Raw genomic sequence first — 18,657 nt, forward strand, 5'->3', positions numbered from 1 at the left:
TTAAACAGGGATAGTTAAAATAAAGAAGCCATATTTTATGCTAAAATATGGCTTCTTTATTTTGTGAGATACCTATTTATTTTACAATTTCCTTAATTATTGGCTCACCCGCCAATAATCTCTTATAGCGCACCAATGCTTCTACATAATAGTAGTCAGCGTAGGTCAAAGGCACATCCACTTCTGAATTCAAGGGTAAAGCACCAACACTGTGTTGAAGAATATAGCCACCATTTTGACCGTAAGCTGCCAGATAAGGCGCTTGCGATAAATTTCTGATCATCGTTTCGGCTTTATCCAAGTAGTTTGTGGATTCAGTACCTTTTGTATATTGAGAAAGCTCCAATAGCGCCGAAGCATACAACGCTGCTGCCGATACGTCTCTTAAATCTTTATTCGGATACATCTTATCAGATGAAGCAATTATATCCTTGTCAAAGTCCCAGTAAGGAATCAGATCTGAGGGTAAGTTTGGATTGTCTAGGATATATTTCGCTATCTGCTGCGCCTGCTTCAAAAATTCCTTCTTCTTTGTTTCACGGTACATCATCGTGTAACCATATAAAGCCCAACCTTGGCCACGCGACCACGCAGACTCATCAAAAGCACCCTGATGTGTTTTTTTGGATCGGACCTTGCCCGTATTTTTATCATAATCAATCACATGATACGAACTATAATCTTTTCGAAAATGATTTTTTAGCGTCGTTTCGGCATGCGTGACAGCAATATCATAATACCTCTTATCACCTGTTACTTTAGAGACCTGGGTCAAAAACTCCAGGTTCATCATATTGTCTATAATGACTGGATAGTCCCAGGCTCCGTGATCCCATGAACGAATAGTTTTTGTTTTCTGGCTATAGCGTGATGCCAATGAATTGGCCCCCGTCGTTAAAACCGGTTCGTATTTCTGTGTATTCCCGGTCAACCGAAGGGCATTTCCAAAACTACAGAACAGCATAAAGCCCAGGTCATGCGTACCCTTATTGTTCTTCTCCTTTTCCAGGTAGGTCAATTTATCTTCGGCACTTTGTAATAGTTGCTGATCTTTGGTTCCTTCATATAGATAAAATAAAGTTCCGGGATAAAATCCCGAACACCACCAACTTGATGACGAAAAAAACTCCTTCCCATTTTCAAATGTTTTTGGAAATTTATCCTTTGGCGTTTCTTTATCCAAAACCTTTATCTGCTTGGCAGCGCCATCAAGTTGCTGCTGAATAAACTCTTTCGACAGTTTCAATTTTTCCGTTTGCCCATGGGCTAGACTGCTTGTTCCCAAAGCAGCCCATACAATCATTAAGATTTTCTTTTCTAGTCTCATTATTTATATTCCCTTTTTTTACGTTATTGATTTTTAAGTCTTCGCACTATTTATTTTCACGGATGGCAGCTGTGGCACCTTTATCGAGTTCTAATAGGATCAACCCATCCGCTTCTTTCGTGTACTGTCCCTTTCCAAGTATCTGAACGGATGGGTTCACTATATCAAGCTTGAGTTTTAATGATCCTCCATATTGACTTTTAATCTCAACGGCTACTGTGGCTCCATTTTGTCGTCGTGCTGAAATCAAATGGCCGCCATCCGCCAAAAAGTGACTGAACGAAACATCTTTCCATCTACTTGGAACTGCCGGAAATACGCGTAATATTCCGTTCCAATATTGTAGGCACAATTCCTGTATACTTGCCATCGCAGCCAGCGGGGTTTCGATCACAGGACCACTTTCTGCATATAAGGTATTCGGTTTGATATATTTCTTCAACAAAATATCCAATGAGGCTAAAGCAGAATCGCCACGTCCCATCATCGCATACATGGAAGCAGCCCCCGTAAATGAATAACCTTGGAGCCATTGCTTTTTGCTCTGCCAATGCGCGATGGATTTTTCGATCAATCCCCTATTCTCCCTTTGATCCCAGTTCACATCATAAAAAGGATAAATCATCATAAGATGCGAATAATGGCGATGTGATTCATCATAGGGTACATCTTTGGCAATCATAAAACCATCACTGTTTTGTGGATATTCAACCAGATGGGTTAGCACATCCTCCCATACAGCATGAAGTGGATCATTACCCCCTCGCTCATCGTCTAGTTCCAGAAGTGTTTTTAACCCCCACTTTAAAATGGACAGATCATAATTTGTATTGTAAGCAAATCCCTTAGCATATTCCGGTGAATAAGTTTTAACAGCGATATGGTATTTTCCCATTGCATCTTTTTCCATTAGATGCAAATGGTAGTTGACTGCTTCCTTCAAAAGTGAAAAGAGACGATCGTATACTTCTCGCGACAATGTTGCCCGATAATACTGATAGTAGCTATGCAGTAGCCACACCAGATTGCCAAGCTCTTTATCACCATCAGAAGTTTTTTCAAGGGCGACGCCTTTTTGCAGTAACACGGGGCTCCATAAATCCGGCCCCGATGATCGGCCTATGGCGATACTATTATAACGATAGGGCTCCGGAACATTTAAGCGTAAATTGTCTTTATTCCGATCGATCATCTGTATCAGGGAATTGGAAATATCCAAATGATTTGCTTTAAAAGTCGGTGAATAAGCAAGCTGCATATTCAGATTAAGCCAATAAGCGGGCCAAGGCGTAGCGCTTGTCCAAGGACCTTGCAGATCCATGGCAGGTTTATCCGACCGCGTAGCACTCGCGAGCTTATACAATTGCATATCATAGAAATCTTGGTAGATTGGATCCGGCAATTCAAGCGTAGATGCATTAAAATAGTCCGTCCACCATTGACGATGCTCCCTCAGACTGGCATTTATCTTCCCAGCATTAAATTTTTGGAGATAGTCAAGTGTTTTTCCGGTAAAATCTTTTCCGGCCTGACTGTAGCCGACTGTGATCACATAGGTATCAAGATCTTTGGACGAACGCAATAAGTAAGCAGTCGTATAACCGCCACCTGCTGTCAAGGGTTGTTCATAGAATTTTATCTGGCCCTGCTGTCCGTCGGTTCCGGTTGGATTGGGAAGGTAAGCCTTCGGTTTCTGGGTATAACTAAATTTCATACGCGGACTGATTGCAGAATCGGCAATCCAATTGAGCGTATACCTTCCTTTAAAGTTCTTTTTTAATACCTCCAATAGAATAATGTTAGCATTAGAAAGTGTTGTGGTCTTAACGTTGATTGGTCCCTGATCAGTCACAATCGTCGCCACAGCATATGCATCCTTCAAATAGATATCCCCTTTGGCCTGTTCGATCGTACAGCTCAAATCCAGATTGAAGTAGCCCAGGGACAGACGGGCTTTGTCAAATAGTTTATCAGCTGAATTTGCGCGATGGTCATATACATCTGTTCGGCCGATGTCAACCCGCACTGATTTTTCCCCGGACAGGTAAGTCATGGTCCCCAATAGACCATTACCCGTGAATACACCCTCATATATGGTATTTCCGAGCGGAGCAACCTTAAATTGCCCAAACCCTGCCATCTGTAAAGCTAGGGTATAAATAACAATTAATAATAGTCTTCTCGGTCTCATCATATCGGTTTTCCTCTTTTCAAGGCTCCATAAAGATGCCGTATTATCTAAGTATAATCAAGCCTGATTTACGAAAACGATTAAGTACCTTCTCAGGTTCCCTGTAGCATATCCGCTGATTTTTTTCCGGTGCCGCCAGTATGAAAGCAAACGAAGCAGACGATTCGGGCATTAATATGGAGCAAATATCGTTTCGTTCCTTTCAAAAACGGTCAAAAACTCGGATATTACCACTGGGTGCGCCGGACTGCATTGCTGAAAACCTAGGCCTCAGCAGGGAACTCATTTGGGAGCAGCTTTGTAACAATTCTGTCGCTAAATTTCCTTTTTCCGCAAGAGAACCAAACACTATATACGAAAGAAATGAGTTTAGAAGCATTCTTTTATTATTTTTTCACAAAACAAGAAGAAACAATACGTAAAAATTTAGTTATCAGTTTATATTTAGCAGTTTTTTATCTATTTTTAAGTTCGATATCCAATTGCAGTTATTATTAACAGCCTAGAACGGATCAATTATAAAAAAACTAATCCAACCAACATGAAAGAACAGAATTCATCAAGGCGTGATTTCATTAAAAAATCAGTGGTAGGCGCTGCTGCATTTTCTATTGTACCACGTTTTGTACTTGGAGGCCAGGGCTATCTTGCTCCAAGTGATCATCTAACCAAAGGAGTAATTGGCGTCGGCAATATGGGCCGTGGACACTTCGGCTATGCCGGAACAAAGACAGTTGCCATCTGCGATGTTGACACAACCCATCTTGCAGCTGCGCAAAAGGACTTGGGTGGTGGTATCAAGGAATATCATGATTTCAGAGATCTTATTAAATCTCCAGAAGTAGACATCGTTCACATTGCTACTCCACCACATTGGCATGGTCTTATGTCTATTGAAGCTGCCAAAGCCGGAAAAGACATCTGGTGTGAAAAACCGATGACACGTACAATCGGCGAAGGTAAGAAAGTCAAGGAAGCCATCGCACAACATGGAAATATGTTCCGTTTAAATACCTGGTTTCGCTTCAAAGATGATTTTTATGGAATGAATGTACCTGTCAGTAAAATCAAAAAACTAGTAGATACAGGCATGTTGGGCTGGCCATTGAAAGTGACAATAAGCAAGCACACAGGATTCGACTGGAAATTCTATTGGGTGGGAAAAGAAAACCTACCCGAAGAACAAGTTCCGGCTGAGCTGGATTACGAATTTTGGCTAGGGCCCGCTCCTTATAAGCCATATAACAAACATCGTACACACACCACTTTTAGAGGATATTGGGATTATGATGGTGGTGGATTAGGTGATATGGGACAACATTACATGGATCCCGTGCAATATTTCCTCGGTAAGGACAACGAAAGCCCGGTGACCGTTGATGTCGATGCGCCACAGCAACACCCAGATGCGGTTGGTACATGGAGACGCATTACCTTTACTTATGCGGATGGTTGCCAGATCATTTTAGATGGTGAGGCCAAAGACGAAAAAGCGGCATATATCGAAGGTCCAAAAGGTAAATTATATAAAGGATTTGCTTCGGATATCCCAGACCTGGAAAGAAAACTTGCGCAATACCCTGAACCGGCACCGCAGATCACCGACTTTTTAGAATCTGTCCGGACACGTGAAAAGTTCGCACTAAATGAATTAAATGGACACCGCTCCTGTACTTTAGTTAATATGGGTCTAGCGGCTTTACGCCTCAACCGTTCATTGAAATACGATTCTCAGAATGAGCAGTTTATTGACGATGACGCGGCAAACCGTTTAATTCATCAACCCATGAGAGGTCCTTGGTCCATCTAACAATTATAATCCGATGAAACATCATATACTTAAAAAGCCTCACTACAAAAGATGGATAGAAAAAGTCATGGTGCTTCATACCGATAAAAGATAAATAATCTCAATGAAACCTTCATGATTTATTCAATTACATAGGGAAATGAATAAATCCGATAGCTTCATCACAATTGAATCCGCCGAAGGCAGCATAAATGCCTTAGAGGGAAAATTGACTAATGAATAAACAGATTTAAACGGATGAAAAAGATATTTAATTCGCTGGCCGTATTGCTTCTTATCTCAAGCGCTTCATACGCCCAGCAACCACAAAATAGAACCACAGCTACCAAAATAGCTGATGTGTTAGCTCAACAGCCGGCAGAGGAAAAAGAAAAATTCCTGCTCGCCATGCATGAGCTGGAAGGATTCAGTTCGGATGACATCGTTGCTTTTCTTAAAGGCCTAAAAGCACCCGGAAGTAATAATGCACCAATTGAATTTGCTGCGAATAGTTATTCATTTTATGTCAATCAGCCCGGAAAAGAGCAGCAAAAAAAGATCTTTGTTGAAGGCTTAGCAAAATCCATCACACAACTGAGCGAACCTACAAATCAAGTTTTCGCTTTGCGTTTACTCCGCCAATGTGCGGACAACTCGGCAATCCCTGCTGTCGCAAACTGTTTAACAAACGATTACCTTGCTGATGCAGCTGCAAGAACTTTGGTATCTATCCGTACCAGCGAGTCCGCTGCGGCGCTGGAAAAAGCGCTGGCGGCCTCAACGACTGAAAAAACTGCTATCGCCATCGTTACTGCATTAGGTGACCTAAAAGTAAGCAATGCGGAAAATGCTATTTTAAATTTAACGCAAAAATATAGTTCAGATGCTTTCCAGCGTACCGCACTAATTGCATTGAGCAAAATTGGGGGGACGGCCTCTGCTTCTCTATTTCAGAATAAATTGAATGATGCAGCATATAGCTATGATAAATTTGATGCTGTCGGACTAGGCATTGACTATGCACAGTCATTGATCGACAATAAGCATGATCAAGACGCAGTCAAATTCCTGAATAAATTCTTTCAGGAATCACAAAAAGCAAAATCCATCAACGGACAATTTGCCTCGTTGAAACTATTGGCTGCCATCGATCCAAAAAAGCAACAAAAAAACCTGCTGTCAGCCGTAAAGAGTGATAATGGCGCATACCGTAATCTCGCATTACAATTGCTGGGCAAATATGGCAAAGGCAGTGATGCCAAAAGCCTGCTCGCTTTAGCGAGTAAAGGTACTCCAGAAGTACAGGAAAGTGTACTAAATTACCTTGCACATAACGGATCCGCAAGCAGTTTAACAGCAATCCAGGCATTAGTCGGCAAAACGACTTCGCCAGTTACAAAATTAGCGGGATTAAGCGCGATCAACACACTTTCACAAGGAAAAGAGACCAATACCCTAATACAGGCTTTTGATGCGGACCAAGACTTCAACAATTCTGTTAAGGCACTCATCCTTTCCTCCAAGGACGCCAATGTGATCAATGATGTCAATAACGCGCTCGCCTCTGTCGATGACAGCAAAAAAATTCAGTTACTGGATATATTGAGTAAACGCTCCAATAGCGCTTCGTCAAAAGCAGTATTGGCAATCAAAACAGCAAATCCTTCCGTTGAGGAAGCGATAAATAAAGCGCTGCCTAATGTCGCTCAGGAATCCGATCTCGAAGAACTTTTCAATAGATTGAACAAAACAACTGACCCGAAATCTGCTGCTTTACTGCAAAAAGCGATTGTCAATGTCGTCCAATCAAGCCCAAATGCCAACGGACTCACAGGAAAACTAGCTGCAAACATTTCAAAGTCTGCAGCACCGAGCGCCACAAAGTATTTTCCTATTTTTGCCGGACTCGGGGATGATCAATCGTTAAAAGCTGTCGGTAATTATCTAAACAATAGCAATCCAGAACTTAGAGCCGCAGCCATTACATCATTGGCGAGCTGGACATCCGCGAACGCTCTTCCCGAACTGGTAGCATTATCCAGGACGGAAAAAGACCAAAACTTATTCAATACCGTTTATAAAGGATTAATCAAATCCATTTCCTCTTCGACAAATACTACAGATCAGAAAACACTGTTGTTGCGCGACGCTTTTAGTGTTGCAAAAACAGTAGAACAGAAAAAAGCCGCACTTGCCGCCCTGCAGCCAACAGGTACGTATCAAGCTTTTATTTTTGCTGCGGACAAAATGGCTGATCCACAATTAGGCGAAGCTGCTGCGAATACCGCCATGAACATAGCCATGGATAATAAATATTATGGTAGCAAAGTAAGGGAAGTTTTAGAGCAGGTCATAGGTAAATTGTCTGGCAGTGAGAGTGGCTACCTGAAAGAAGCCGTAGTTCGTTACCTTTCTGAAATGCCAATAAAAGAGAGTTATGTATCGCTTTTTAATGGCAAAGACCTGAGTGGCTGGAAAGGATTAGTCGCTGATCCGATCAAACGAGGTAAAATGAATGCCAAAACATTGGCAGCTGAACAAGCCAAAGCTGACGACATCATGCGTAAGGGCTGGTCAGCCTCAAATGGAGAAATTGTTTTTAGCGGAAAAGGAGATAACCTGGCAACAATAAAACAATACGGAGATTTCGAGATGTTAGTTGACTGGAAATTGGAGAACTATGGTGGCATAGAGGGTGATGCCGGCATCTATTTGAGAGGTACACCACAAGTTCAGATCTGGGATATTGCCAACACGAGAGTCGGTGCACAAGTCGGTTCAGGAGGATTGTACAATAATCAAAAAAATGAAAGCAAACCGTTAAAAGTGGCTGACAATGCCACGGGCGAATGGAATACGTTCAAAATAAAAATGCAGGGCGAGAATGTCTCTGTTTGGTTAAATGGTCAATTGGTTACCGATAATATTCCGCTTGAAAATTACTGGGATAGAAATCAATCCATTTTCCCTACAGAACAGATTGAACTGCAGGCTCATGGCTCAGTGGTTTACTATAGGGACCTCTTTATCAAAGAATTCCCCAGAAGACAAGTCTTTAAGTTAAGTGACCAAGAGAAAAAAGAAGGATTCGATGTCCTATTTGATGGAACAAATCTCGACAAGTGGACTGAAAACAAAGCGTATGTAATCAATGATGAAGGTTACATTTGGGTATATCCCAATGCAAAATTCGGAGGCAACTTATATACAAAAGAAGAATATGCTGATTTTATCTATCGCTTTGACTTCAAATTGACCCCCGGAGCTAACAATGGTGTTGGGATCCGTGCTCCATTAGATGGAGATGCGGCTTATGAAGCTATGGAAATCCAAGTACTGGATGACGGTGCAGACGTGTATAAAGACCTAAAACCTTACCAGTACCACGGTTCTATCTATGGTGTGGTAACGGCCAAAAAAGGACATTTAAAACCATTGGGCGAGTGGAATTCCGAAGAAATATATGTAAAGGGCAATCGTGTTAAAGTAACTTTGAATGGTACCGTTATTGTTGATGCAGATATCGCTGAAGCGAGTAAAAATGGAACACTGGACGGAAAACAACACCCCGGTTTAAAACGTAAAAGTGGCCATATTGGTTTCTTGGGCCATGGAACGGAAGTATTCTTCAAAGATATCCGAGTTAAAAAACTCAAATAACTTCTTGAAGTGCAGAAAAAGGGGATAAGGAATCTTATCCCCTTTTTGCTAAAAGACCGGCTTGCTTGACAAGTGAGAAAAATAACAGAATGATTCCAAAAACTTTTATTAAATTAAAGATCTGGGATTCTAATTCAAAATATGATGTTTTATGACTAAAGCCGTAAACCTGTTGATTAACAAAAAATTGGATAGCAAACCTGAAAAGAAAAATCTATTCAATAAACTTTCTATTATAAAATTAATAGCCGAATTAGGATCTGTATCAGTAAACGACATCGTAAAAAACCTTTCGTTAAGCCTTCCAACGGTCAACAGCCTGATTGCTGAACTATTGGAAGACAATATCGTTCGTCAATTTGACAAGGGAGAATCCATCGGTGGTCGCAAACCTAACCTATATAGGCTATGTGACGGGTTATTTCAAGTACTATGTATAGAACTTCAACGTTTCTCCATTACGCTGAGTATTATGGACAATAATCAGAATATTGTTGCTGAAACCGTTGAGCTGGACAATGAGTTATCCCGCAATGCAGATAATCTCCATGACATTACAGCAATTATTGACCAATATTTATTGGAAAAAGCGGTAGATACCGAAAATCTTACCGGACTGATCATTAGTATGCCGGGACTAATCAATGCTGAGGAAGGAACAAATGAAACGTTTTTACATGATGCTTCACAATCTATCACAGCATATTTCGAAGACAAATACAAAAAGCCCGTATACATACTCAATGATGTGAAGGGGGCAGCGTATGCGGAATTGAAATTTGGCTTAGCCAAAAACACCAGGAATAGTCTTATTATATTAATGGATTGGGGAATAGGTCTTGGAATAGTTTCCAATGGCGAAGTTTATCTCGGGCGTGACGGTTACTCGGGCGAGGTAGGGCACATGCCATTCATTGATAACGGCGAATTGTGTTATTGTGGCAAAAGAGGTTGTCTCGAAACGGTGGCTTCCGGAATTGCCTTGGTCAACAATGCAAAGCAGGAGATCGAGAAAGGTGAGCTTACCAAACTCAATGAGTTGCAGAAAGAAGAGTTGGATCACTTAACACCAACCCACGTGATCGAAGCAGCTAATAAAGGTGATCAATTCGCAATAAATCAAATTTCTAAACTGGGCACCAACCTCGGGAAGGCATTTGCCTCCCTGATCCAGCTGCTCAATCCCGAATTAATTGTACTGGGAGGAAAAATAGCCAAAGCCAATGAGTTAATTACAATCCCGATACAACAGGCAATCAATTCATATACAATGGCTATTTTAAAAGAACATTGCGATATCAAAGTATCGAGCCTGAATCTAGACAGTAACACAATCGGTTTGACAAACTATTTTATCACAAAGTATCTGTCTGTCGAATTGCAACAGAAATCTAAAATCTAAAACTGACCTGTACTCAACAATACCAGAGTACAGGCTCTTTCAGTTTTTATACCATTTTCCATTGCCAGCTGTTCCAATTCAGCATTTTCTGCCCCCGGATTAAAAATAATACGCTTTGGTTTGGTCTCCAAAATATAGTTATAATATTCTTTCTGATTCTGCTCGCCAAGATACATGGTCACCGTATCAATATCAGTATGTATGTCGCCTTTCTTTTCAATAGGTACACCGGCCGCTTCTCCACCGCTCAAACCAATATTAACAATATCGTGTCCGTGTTTACGGAGCATATTCGCGGCTTTATTTGAATAACGCGAAGGATTTGTACTGGCACCTAAGATTAACGTCTTTTTCATCCTTATACTTTTTTGTTCATCTATGATTGATCTTTAAGAACATGCCTATTGTCTTCTTTATACCCGGCATCCGGTTATCAACGCCCAAAGTGAAGTTACGCATTCATTTTATTATTGATGAGCATAGAATTATTCATCAATAATAAAGTCACCATGGGTGCTATAAGCATTCTTACGTAAAACAGGCATACCCAAAATTTTATAAAGTTCATCCAATTTCACCAAACTGCCATTTGTCATATTCGAAAGTAAAACGATAACAATATTTCTTTTCAGATCCCGTACATAGATATGACGAAAACCGTGCCACCATCCGGTATGATAAACAATATGGTCGTTTCCATGCTCAAAAGTACGCCATCCATATCCATAGCTAAAAATACCTTTCTTTGCATCAGGGTAACCGCGGTAAGCCGAATCCAACGTCGATTGTTTTAATAAACGGCCATCACGAAGCGCTAAATCAAAACGGTAAAGGTCTCGTACTGTACTATAAATTCCCTTATCTCCCAACGGTCCGTCCTGAAAATTCTGCACCACGGATCTTCGCCATATCTTATCATGTCCAATGACGTTGGTCGGTATCTTTTCGTATACAGCTTTTGACAGCGCAGCGGTATTGGTCATTCCGGCAACATTGAAAACACTGTCTTTCATATATGTTGCATAATCCTGTTTCGACACCTTCTCGATAATAGCGCCTAAGACCATAAAATTGGAATTATTATAGAAAAACCGTCCGCCGGGAGCGCCGTATCTGTTAGGCTTAAACTCTGTTAGCATTTTCATAACATCCTGATTGGTCATCCCTTTTTTACGGTCGGGCCAATGTTTCTCTGAAAAATAGACATAATTTGGTAGGCCTGACCGATGGGTCAGTAACATTTTGACCGTAATACCGGGATAAGGAAAATCCGGATAAAAATCATTGATTGTCTGGTCCAGACGTAATTTTCCGGCTTCGACCAATTTCAATGTACCAACAGCAGTTAAAGGTTTAGAGACTGACGCCAATTCAAACTTATCATCAATTTCCAAACTATCACGTTTCAGATAGTTGGCCCAGCCAAATGTATTTTGATATAGAATTTTGCCATCCTTCGCCACCAGCACATTTCCGTTAAATGCAGATCTCGAATGCAGGTTTTTCATAAATGCATCAATATTGGGGTCTGCCTGCTGAGGGTTGTAAATAAGTCTTGTACTATCTATTTTTGCCTGTGCTATTGCCGCTTCTTTTTGTTTTTTCTCTTTTGAACTACAGGCAACTGTAGATGCCAACAAAAGAGCTACCATTCCCTTTAAAAAAAATAATTTCACGTATTGTATCTCCCGGATTTTCTATTTAATGTTATGTTTACCCCTATCTCGAAGGTAAATCTGCGCCTCATCTTCATACGATTTATACATCGCAATGATCTCATGCCCGTTCCATTCTGTGTATTCTTTTTGAATTTCAATAAAGAATCGAGTTTAAAGATAATAATGCTAAAATGAAGATTTTAGTATAAAAAAACGAATTTTTAGCACAAAAAAAGCCACTTTATTCCTAAAGTGGCTAATATTTTATTGGCATCTAAAATCTATGCTAACAACCGGACTGGATTTTCTACCAATGCTTTTAAAGTCTGTAAGAATGCAGCACCTGTTGCGCCATCTACCACTCGGTGGTCACAGCCCAAAGTTACTTTCATTACATTACCCGGAACTACAGCACCATTTTTCACAACCGGAACTGCCTGAATAGCTCCTACTGAAAGAATAGCTCCGTCAGGAGAGTTAATAATAGATGTGAACTCATCTATACCAAACATGCCCAAGTTGGAAACGGTGAATGTAGAGCCTTCCCAATCCGCTGGTTGTAATTTCTTAGCTTTCGCTTTTTGCGCAAAATCTTTCACCTCAGCAGAGATGTGAGATAATGATTTACCATCAGCAAAACGCACTACGGGAACTAACAAGCCATCTTCAACAGCCATAGCAACACCGATGTTTGTATGCTCGTTGAAACGGATCTTATCTCCCTGCCAAGAAGAATTCACAGCTGGGTGTTTTTTCAATGCTACTGCGACAGCTTTCACGACGATGTCATTGAAAGAAACCTTTACTGGTGCGATCTCATTAATTTGAGCACGAGCAGCCATGGCATTGTCCATATCGATAGACACTGTCAAATAGAAATGTGGCGCAGTGAACAATGACTCAGCCAAACGGCGCGCAATTGTCTTACGCATTTGGTTGACAGGTTTTTCTGTATAGCGTTCTTCACCAACATAGGTAGGTAAAGTAATTGCTTTTGTTTCTGTAGCCGGAGCTGCTGCTGCTGTTTCAGCTGGTTTCGCTGCAGTCGGAACAAAGGACTCAACATCTTTTTTCACGATACGACCACCATCTGCTGACCCTTTGATATCACTCAAATTGATTCCTTTTTCCTTCGCAATCTTACGTGCCAAAGGGGACGCTTTCACACGGGAATCATCGTTTGAAGCAGCTGCAACCGGTGCAGCAGTTGCTGCTGGAGCTGAATCAGTTTTAGGAGCTTCTGCAGATTCCGCTTTCGAAGGAGCAGATTTTTGATTTAATAACGGTGTAATATCAGTTCCGGCAGGACCAACAATAGCAATAATATCATTTACTTTTGCGGCTTCTCCAGCTTCAAGACCAACATACAACAACGTGCCATCAGCATAAGCCGTAACTTCCATTGTCGCTTTATCCGTTTCTACATCAGCGATAGCATCATCCGATTTGATCGTGTCTCCAACTTTGAAATTCCATTGTGCAATGACACCTTCTTTCATGGTATCACTCAATAACGGCATTGTGATCACGGTACATCCCAATTCCTCAGGAGTTACAGTACTAGCCGAAGATTCTGGACCAGAAACTTCTTCTGCTTTTTTTTCTTCTGCTTTTTCCGGTGCCTTTTCAGCTGCAGGAGCATCTCCGCTCAACAATGCTTGAAAATCTTCACCGGGCTCACCCAAAACAGCAATAACAGCATCAATAGCTACTGCTTCACCCTCTTTTGGGCCAATATATAAAAGAGTACCTTCTTGGTATGACTCAAAGTCCATTGTAGCTTTATCTGTTTCAATTTCAGCTACTAAATCACCAGAATTTACTTTATCACCAACTTTTTTGTGCCATTTTGCGATGACCCCCTCGGTCATTGTGTCGCTCATTTTGGGCATTCTTACTACTTCAGCCATTCTGTATTATATTATCAAGTTAAAGAGTATTAATCTAAAATAAATGGATAGTCTTGTTGTACATAGACATCTTTGTACAATTCGTCAGCATCTGGGTATGGAGATTCCTCCGCAAATTTTACAGACTCTTCGACTACTTTTTTCACGTCAGCTTCAACCTCAGCAAACCAAGCATCATCAGCATATTTGTTTTCCAAAATAGCATGTTTAGTAGCCAATAATGGATCGCGATCTTTATACGCTTCCAATTCCTCTTTCGTACGATATTTCGCAGGGTCAGACATGGAGTGTCCTTTGTAACGGTAAGTACGGATTTCTAAGAATGTAGGTCCTTCGCCAGCGCGGGCACGTTGAACAGCTTCATCCATTGCGTTGTGTACAGCAACAACATCCATTCCGTCTACAGGAGCTGAAGGCATATCAAAACCTAATCCCATTTTGTAAATGTCTTGCATGTTAGTCGTACGTTGTACAGAAGTACCCATTGCATAACCGTTGTTTTCACAAACGAAGATAACAGGGAGTTTCCATAGCATCGCCATGTTTAATGTTTCGTTGAATGCACCTTGACGTACAGCACCATCGCCCATATAACAGATGTTTACATTATCTGTACCAAGATATTTCTCAGCAAATGCGATACCAGCACCTAAAGGAATCTGACCACCGACAATACCATGGCCACCCATGAATTTATGTTCTTTAGAAAAGAAGTGCATAGAGCCTCCTTTACCTTTTGAACAACCAGTGATCTTTCCATATAATTCAGCCATACAAGCATTTGCAGAAACGCCTTTAGCCAAAGCGTGGGCGTGATCACGATAAGCAGTGATTAAAGAATCCTCAGGTTTGATTACCGACATCGTTCCAGCGACTACTGCCTCTTGTCCTATGTACAAGTGACAGAAACCACGAATCTTTTGCTGTCCGTAAAGTTGACCTGCTTTTTCTTCAAACTTACGCATAAGTAACATCGACTTATACCACTCCAAATATGTCTCTTTTGTTATAGGTGTTGAACTCATTTCAAAGTTTTGATTTTCTTACAATTCTAGACTACAAATCTAATAATTTTGGATGAATTTTCTTGGTCAAAAATCAATTTTATTTACACTTTAAGACACTTCTAAGACATTTGATTTAAAGTATATAGCATTTTTTAACAAATAAATGAACGGCACAACCAAATAAATCAAAAACTTATGAAAATAAAAAAGCCAAAGGACTTAATAATCATTTGGCTTTATCTTTTTATACAAATTGTTCTAGCGAAGTTTTTGAATAAGCTCATTTTCGGTAACCTTCACCTGTTCTCCGCTTTCCATGTCCTTGAGCGATAACTGACCAGAAGAAACTTCTTCCTCCCCGACCAATAATACATAAGGAATTCTTTTTCCGTCAGCATAGCTCATTTGCTTTTTTAGCTTCACTGCTGCAGCATACAATTCAACAGCAATATTTTCTTTGCGGAGTTTATTGAGCAAACCCAGTGTATAGGTTTCAAGCTGTTTATCAAAATTAATGATCAACAGCTTGGTAGAATCTGCTTTGTTTGCCGGAAATAAATTCAATTCCTCCAGGACGTCATAGATACGGTCGGCTCCAAACGAAACGCCAACACCGGTCAGGTCCTTCAGACCGAACATCCCGGTAAGGTCATCGTAGCGTCCGCCACCACCGATGCTGCCCATGGCAACTTCATTTGTCTTCACCTCAAAGATACAGCCCGTATAATAATTCAAGCCTCTCGCCAAGGTAATATCCAGATCAACAATACGGGTCAACAGTGTGGTGTCCCCGTTCAACTTAATAATATAATCGAAGACTTCCTCAATTTCAGCAATGCCTTTTAAACCCACTGAAGAATTCGCCAAGATAGATTTTAACGCTGCAAGTTTCTCCTCATTAGAACCTTCCAATAAGACAATAGGCTTCAACAGATCCAGATCCGCTTCGGTAAATCCTCTTTCCAGCAGTTCCTTATTGACCCCCTCTAATCCGATTTTATCCAATTTGTCAATGGCGACAGTCATATCAACAATAAGCTCCGGCTTTCCGATAATTTCGGCGATACCAGAAAGGATCTTCCGGTTGTTGATTTTAATATTAAAATCTTTCAATCCAAAACGTTCGAAAGCCTCTTGATAAATCAGAATAAATTCAGCTTCATTCAGCAAACTAGTTGAACCCACCACATCTACATCACATTGGTAAAATTCACGGTAACGGCCTCTTTGCGGTTTATCAGCCCGCCAGACCGGCTGTACCTGAAAACGCTTAAATGGTAAGGAGATCTCATTTTGGTGCATCACAACGTAACGTGCAAAAGGCACCGTCAGATCATATCTTAGCGCTTTTTCACTTATATGCGGGATTAATTTATTTGAATTTTTATCTTGGAGCAGGCTATCTGGAGCTTTTGCCAAATAATCGCCGGAATTAAGGATCTTAAAGATCAATTTATCACCTTCATCACCGTATTTACCTGTTAAGGTTGTTAAATTCTCAAATGAAGGTGTCTGTATTTCATTGTAACCATATTTTTTAAACACAGCTTTCAATGTGTCAAAGATATAATTACGTTTGATCATTTCGGAAGGCGAAAAATCACGGGTTCCTTTCGCCAAAGAAGGTTTTACTGTTGCCATATCCGGCAAAGTTAATAAATTCCTTTAATCTACTTCCAGAATCTTGAGGAATTCACAGGCTTTTTCTGCAGCTAGCTTTTCAGCGGATTTTTTATTGAAATCACGGCCCAGGCCACATACCACCCCATCTACAACAGCCTCCACACTGAACATCTTCGAAGATTCACCTTCTGGATTATCCGTTTGTTGAAATAGGATTTCTTTCCCGGTATGCTGACACCATTCGATCAACCGACTTTTGAAATTAGTCTCGGTCTGCTCCAGTAGCTGGATATCAACATGTGGTTTAATAATACGGTTTAGGAGAAAGCTTTTTGTAAATACGTAACCTTTGTCGAGATACACCGCACCGATCAGCGCTTCAAATGCATCGCCCAACAACGACCCTTGTTTGTTTGGAAAACTGATCATTCGAGCGTCGAACTGTATCATTTCATTGAACCCTAATTTTCTGGAAAGTTGGTTCAGATTTGCGCGGCTCACAATTTTGGAACGCATCTCCGTGAGGAAGCCTTCGTCTTTATACGGATATTTCTTGAACAACAGTTCGGCAACGACCGAGCCTAAAACAGCATCACCCAAGAATTCCAGACGCTCGTTACTGTTTTTAGCCCCTTCTTTGATTGTTACTGCAACAGACTTATGTCTAAATGCCATCTTGTACAAATGCACATTCCCGGGAATAAAACCTAGTAGGTTTTTTAGTTTTCTAACATATTCCCGATCCGGCGAAATATATAACTTGTATATCCTTGAAAAAGGCATCTCATCTAAAAATAAGGCGACAAGTTCTAATTAAAGAACCTGTCGCTAGCTCATATTACCAAACCATGTTTGAAGGATCAAACATTAAGCTTTATATTTTTTTACAATCACGGTAGCATTGTGGCCACCGAACCCAAAGGTGTTACTCAACGCTGCATTAACAATACGTTTTTGCGCTTTGTTGAATGTAAAATTCAGTTTATTATCAATTTCCGGATCATCTGTGAAGTGATTGATTGTCGGTGGGACAATGTCATTTTGCACAGCTAAGATCGAAGCGATTGTTTCTATCGCCCCAGCAGCACCCAAAAGGTGTCCAGTCATTGATTTTGTTGAACTGATATTCAATTTATATGCGTGTTCACCAAACAGGTCAACAATAGCCTTCGTTTCACTGATATCACCGACCGGTGTAGAAGTTCCATGAACATTGATATAATCAATATCTGAAAAATCCATCTCTGCATCGTTGACAGCCATCGTCATTGCCAATTTAGCGCCCAAACCTTCAGGATGCGAGGCTGTGATATGATGTGCATCCGCACTCATGCCACCACCGGCAATCTCTGCATAGATTTTTGCACCGCGTGCTAAGGCATGCTCTAAACTTTCTAAGATCAAGGCACCCGAACCTTCACCCGAAACAAAACCATCCCTGTCTTTATCAAAAGGACGGGAAGCAGTTTTGGGATCATCATTTCTTGTTGACAATGCATGCATAGCGTTAAATCCGCCGATTCCAGCTTCATTGACCGTCGCTTCTGATCCACCGGTAACAATCACATCTGCTTTTCCCATACGAATGTAGTTAAAAGCATCAATCATTGCGTTGGTGGCAGAGGCACAGGCCGATACTGCCGAAAAGTTAGGACCGCGAAGGCCATGACGCATTGAAATATGTCCTGGAGCAATATCAACGAGCATCTTAGGAATAAAGAAAGGATTGAAACGTGGTGTTCCATCTCCTTTTGCAAAGTTGGCAACTTCTTCTGTAAAAGTTGTCAGACCGCCTATTCCTGAGCCCCAGATTACTCCGATACGATTTGTATCTAATTTTTCAAAATCTAAGCCAGCATCTTTAATTGCCTCATCAGTAGACGCAATTGCATACTGTACAAAAGGATCGACTTTACGAGCTTCCTTACGATCCATAAAATCATGTGGATCAAACCCCTTTACCTCACACGCAAACTGAGTTTTGAATTTTGACGCATCAAAATGCGTAATAGGAGCAGCTCCGCTTACACCATTTATTAATGCCTCCCAGTATTCTGAGACGGTATTACCAATTGGTGTAAGGGCGCCTA

The 18,657-nt window shown here is 40.9% G+C and carries 12 protein-coding genes; 3 read left to right on the forward strand and 9 right to left on the reverse strand.

What is annotated here, in order from left to right; all coding sequences use genetic code 11:
- Positions 1-76 precede the first annotated feature (76 nt).
- The gene (locus B4G94_RS03505; RefSeq protein WP_286857200.1) at positions 77-1,327 is read right to left on the reverse strand and encodes a glycoside hydrolase family 88 protein; all 1,251 of its coding nucleotides are present in this window, start codon (positions 1,325-1,327) and stop codon (positions 77-79) included.
- 46 nt (positions 1,328-1,373) lie between these two features.
- Positions 1,374-3,521 carry a glycosyl hydrolase family 95 catalytic domain-containing protein gene (locus B4G94_RS03510; RefSeq protein ID WP_286857202.1) on the reverse strand — a complete coding sequence of 716 codons (2,148 nt, stop codon included), beginning with the start codon at positions 3,519-3,521 and terminating at the stop codon, positions 1,374-1,376.
- Between the two features lie 538 nt (positions 3,522-4,059).
- Here B4G94_RS03510 and B4G94_RS03515 point away from each other — a divergent pair.
- The 3 genes from B4G94_RS03515 (at position 4,060) to B4G94_RS03525 (ending at position 10,369) form a co-directional block, all read left to right on the forward strand.
- Positions 4,060-5,328, forward strand: coding sequence for a Gfo/Idh/MocA family oxidoreductase (locus B4G94_RS03515; RefSeq protein WP_108636219.1), 1,269 nt, complete (start codon positions 4,060-4,062; stop codon positions 5,326-5,328).
- A gap of 237 nt (positions 5,329-5,565) precedes the next feature.
- Positions 5,566-8,967 carry a DUF1080 domain-containing protein gene (locus B4G94_RS03520; protein WP_286857204.1) on the forward strand — a complete coding sequence of 1,134 codons (3,402 nt, stop codon included), beginning with the start codon at positions 5,566-5,568 and terminating at the stop codon, positions 8,965-8,967.
- Between the two features lie 151 nt (positions 8,968-9,118).
- Positions 9,119-10,369, forward strand: a complete 1,251-nt coding sequence (locus tag B4G94_RS03525; RefSeq protein WP_108636221.1) for an ROK family protein — start codon at positions 9,119-9,121, stop codon at positions 10,367-10,369.
- Here B4G94_RS03525 and B4G94_RS03530 read toward each other — a convergent pair.
- From B4G94_RS03530 to fabF, 7 genes are all read right to left on the reverse strand, one after another.
- Positions 10,366-10,725 (reverse strand): CoA-binding protein, encoded by a 360-nt coding sequence (locus B4G94_RS03530; protein ID WP_121124453.1) that lies wholly within the window; start codon positions 10,723-10,725, stop codon positions 10,366-10,368. The genes B4G94_RS03525 and B4G94_RS03530 overlap by 4 nt on opposite strands.
- A gap of 129 nt (positions 10,726-10,854) precedes the next feature.
- Complete coding sequence (locus B4G94_RS03535) at positions 10,855-12,045, reverse strand: serine hydrolase domain-containing protein (RefSeq protein WP_165305482.1); 1,191 nt, start codon at positions 12,043-12,045, stop codon at positions 10,855-10,857.
- A 263-nt stretch (positions 12,046-12,308) separates the two neighbouring features.
- Positions 12,309-13,937 carry a 2-oxo acid dehydrogenase subunit E2 gene (locus B4G94_RS03540; protein WP_286857206.1) on the reverse strand — a complete coding sequence of 543 codons (1,629 nt, stop codon included), beginning with the start codon at positions 13,935-13,937 and terminating at the stop codon, positions 12,309-12,311.
- Between the two features lie 29 nt (positions 13,938-13,966).
- On the reverse strand, positions 13,967-14,962 hold the full coding sequence (gene pdhA / locus B4G94_RS03545) for a pyruvate dehydrogenase (acetyl-transferring) E1 component subunit alpha (RefSeq protein ID WP_104385230.1): 996 nt from the start codon (positions 14,960-14,962) through the stop codon (positions 13,967-13,969).
- 240 nt (positions 14,963-15,202) lie between these two features.
- Entirely contained in the window at positions 15,203-16,585 is a 1,383-nt protein-coding gene (hisS, locus tag B4G94_RS03550) for a histidine--tRNA ligase (protein WP_286857207.1), read from the reverse strand.
- A 24-nt stretch (positions 16,586-16,609) separates the two neighbouring features.
- Complete coding sequence (gene rnc, locus B4G94_RS03555; RefSeq protein ID WP_104385232.1) at positions 16,610-17,350, reverse strand: ribonuclease III; 741 nt, start codon at positions 17,348-17,350, stop codon at positions 16,610-16,612.
- An 84-nt stretch (positions 17,351-17,434) separates the two neighbouring features.
- Positions 17,435-18,657, reverse strand: a 1,223-nt coding sequence (gene fabF, locus B4G94_RS03560) for a beta-ketoacyl-ACP synthase II (RefSeq protein ID WP_286857208.1), incomplete at its 5' end; no start/stop codon positions are given.

Source organism: Sphingobacterium sp. UBA7625, from assembly GCF_002484085.1.
In the GTDB taxonomy this organism is placed as follows: domain Bacteria; phylum Bacteroidota; class Bacteroidia; order Sphingobacteriales; family Sphingobacteriaceae; genus Sphingobacterium; species Sphingobacterium athyrii.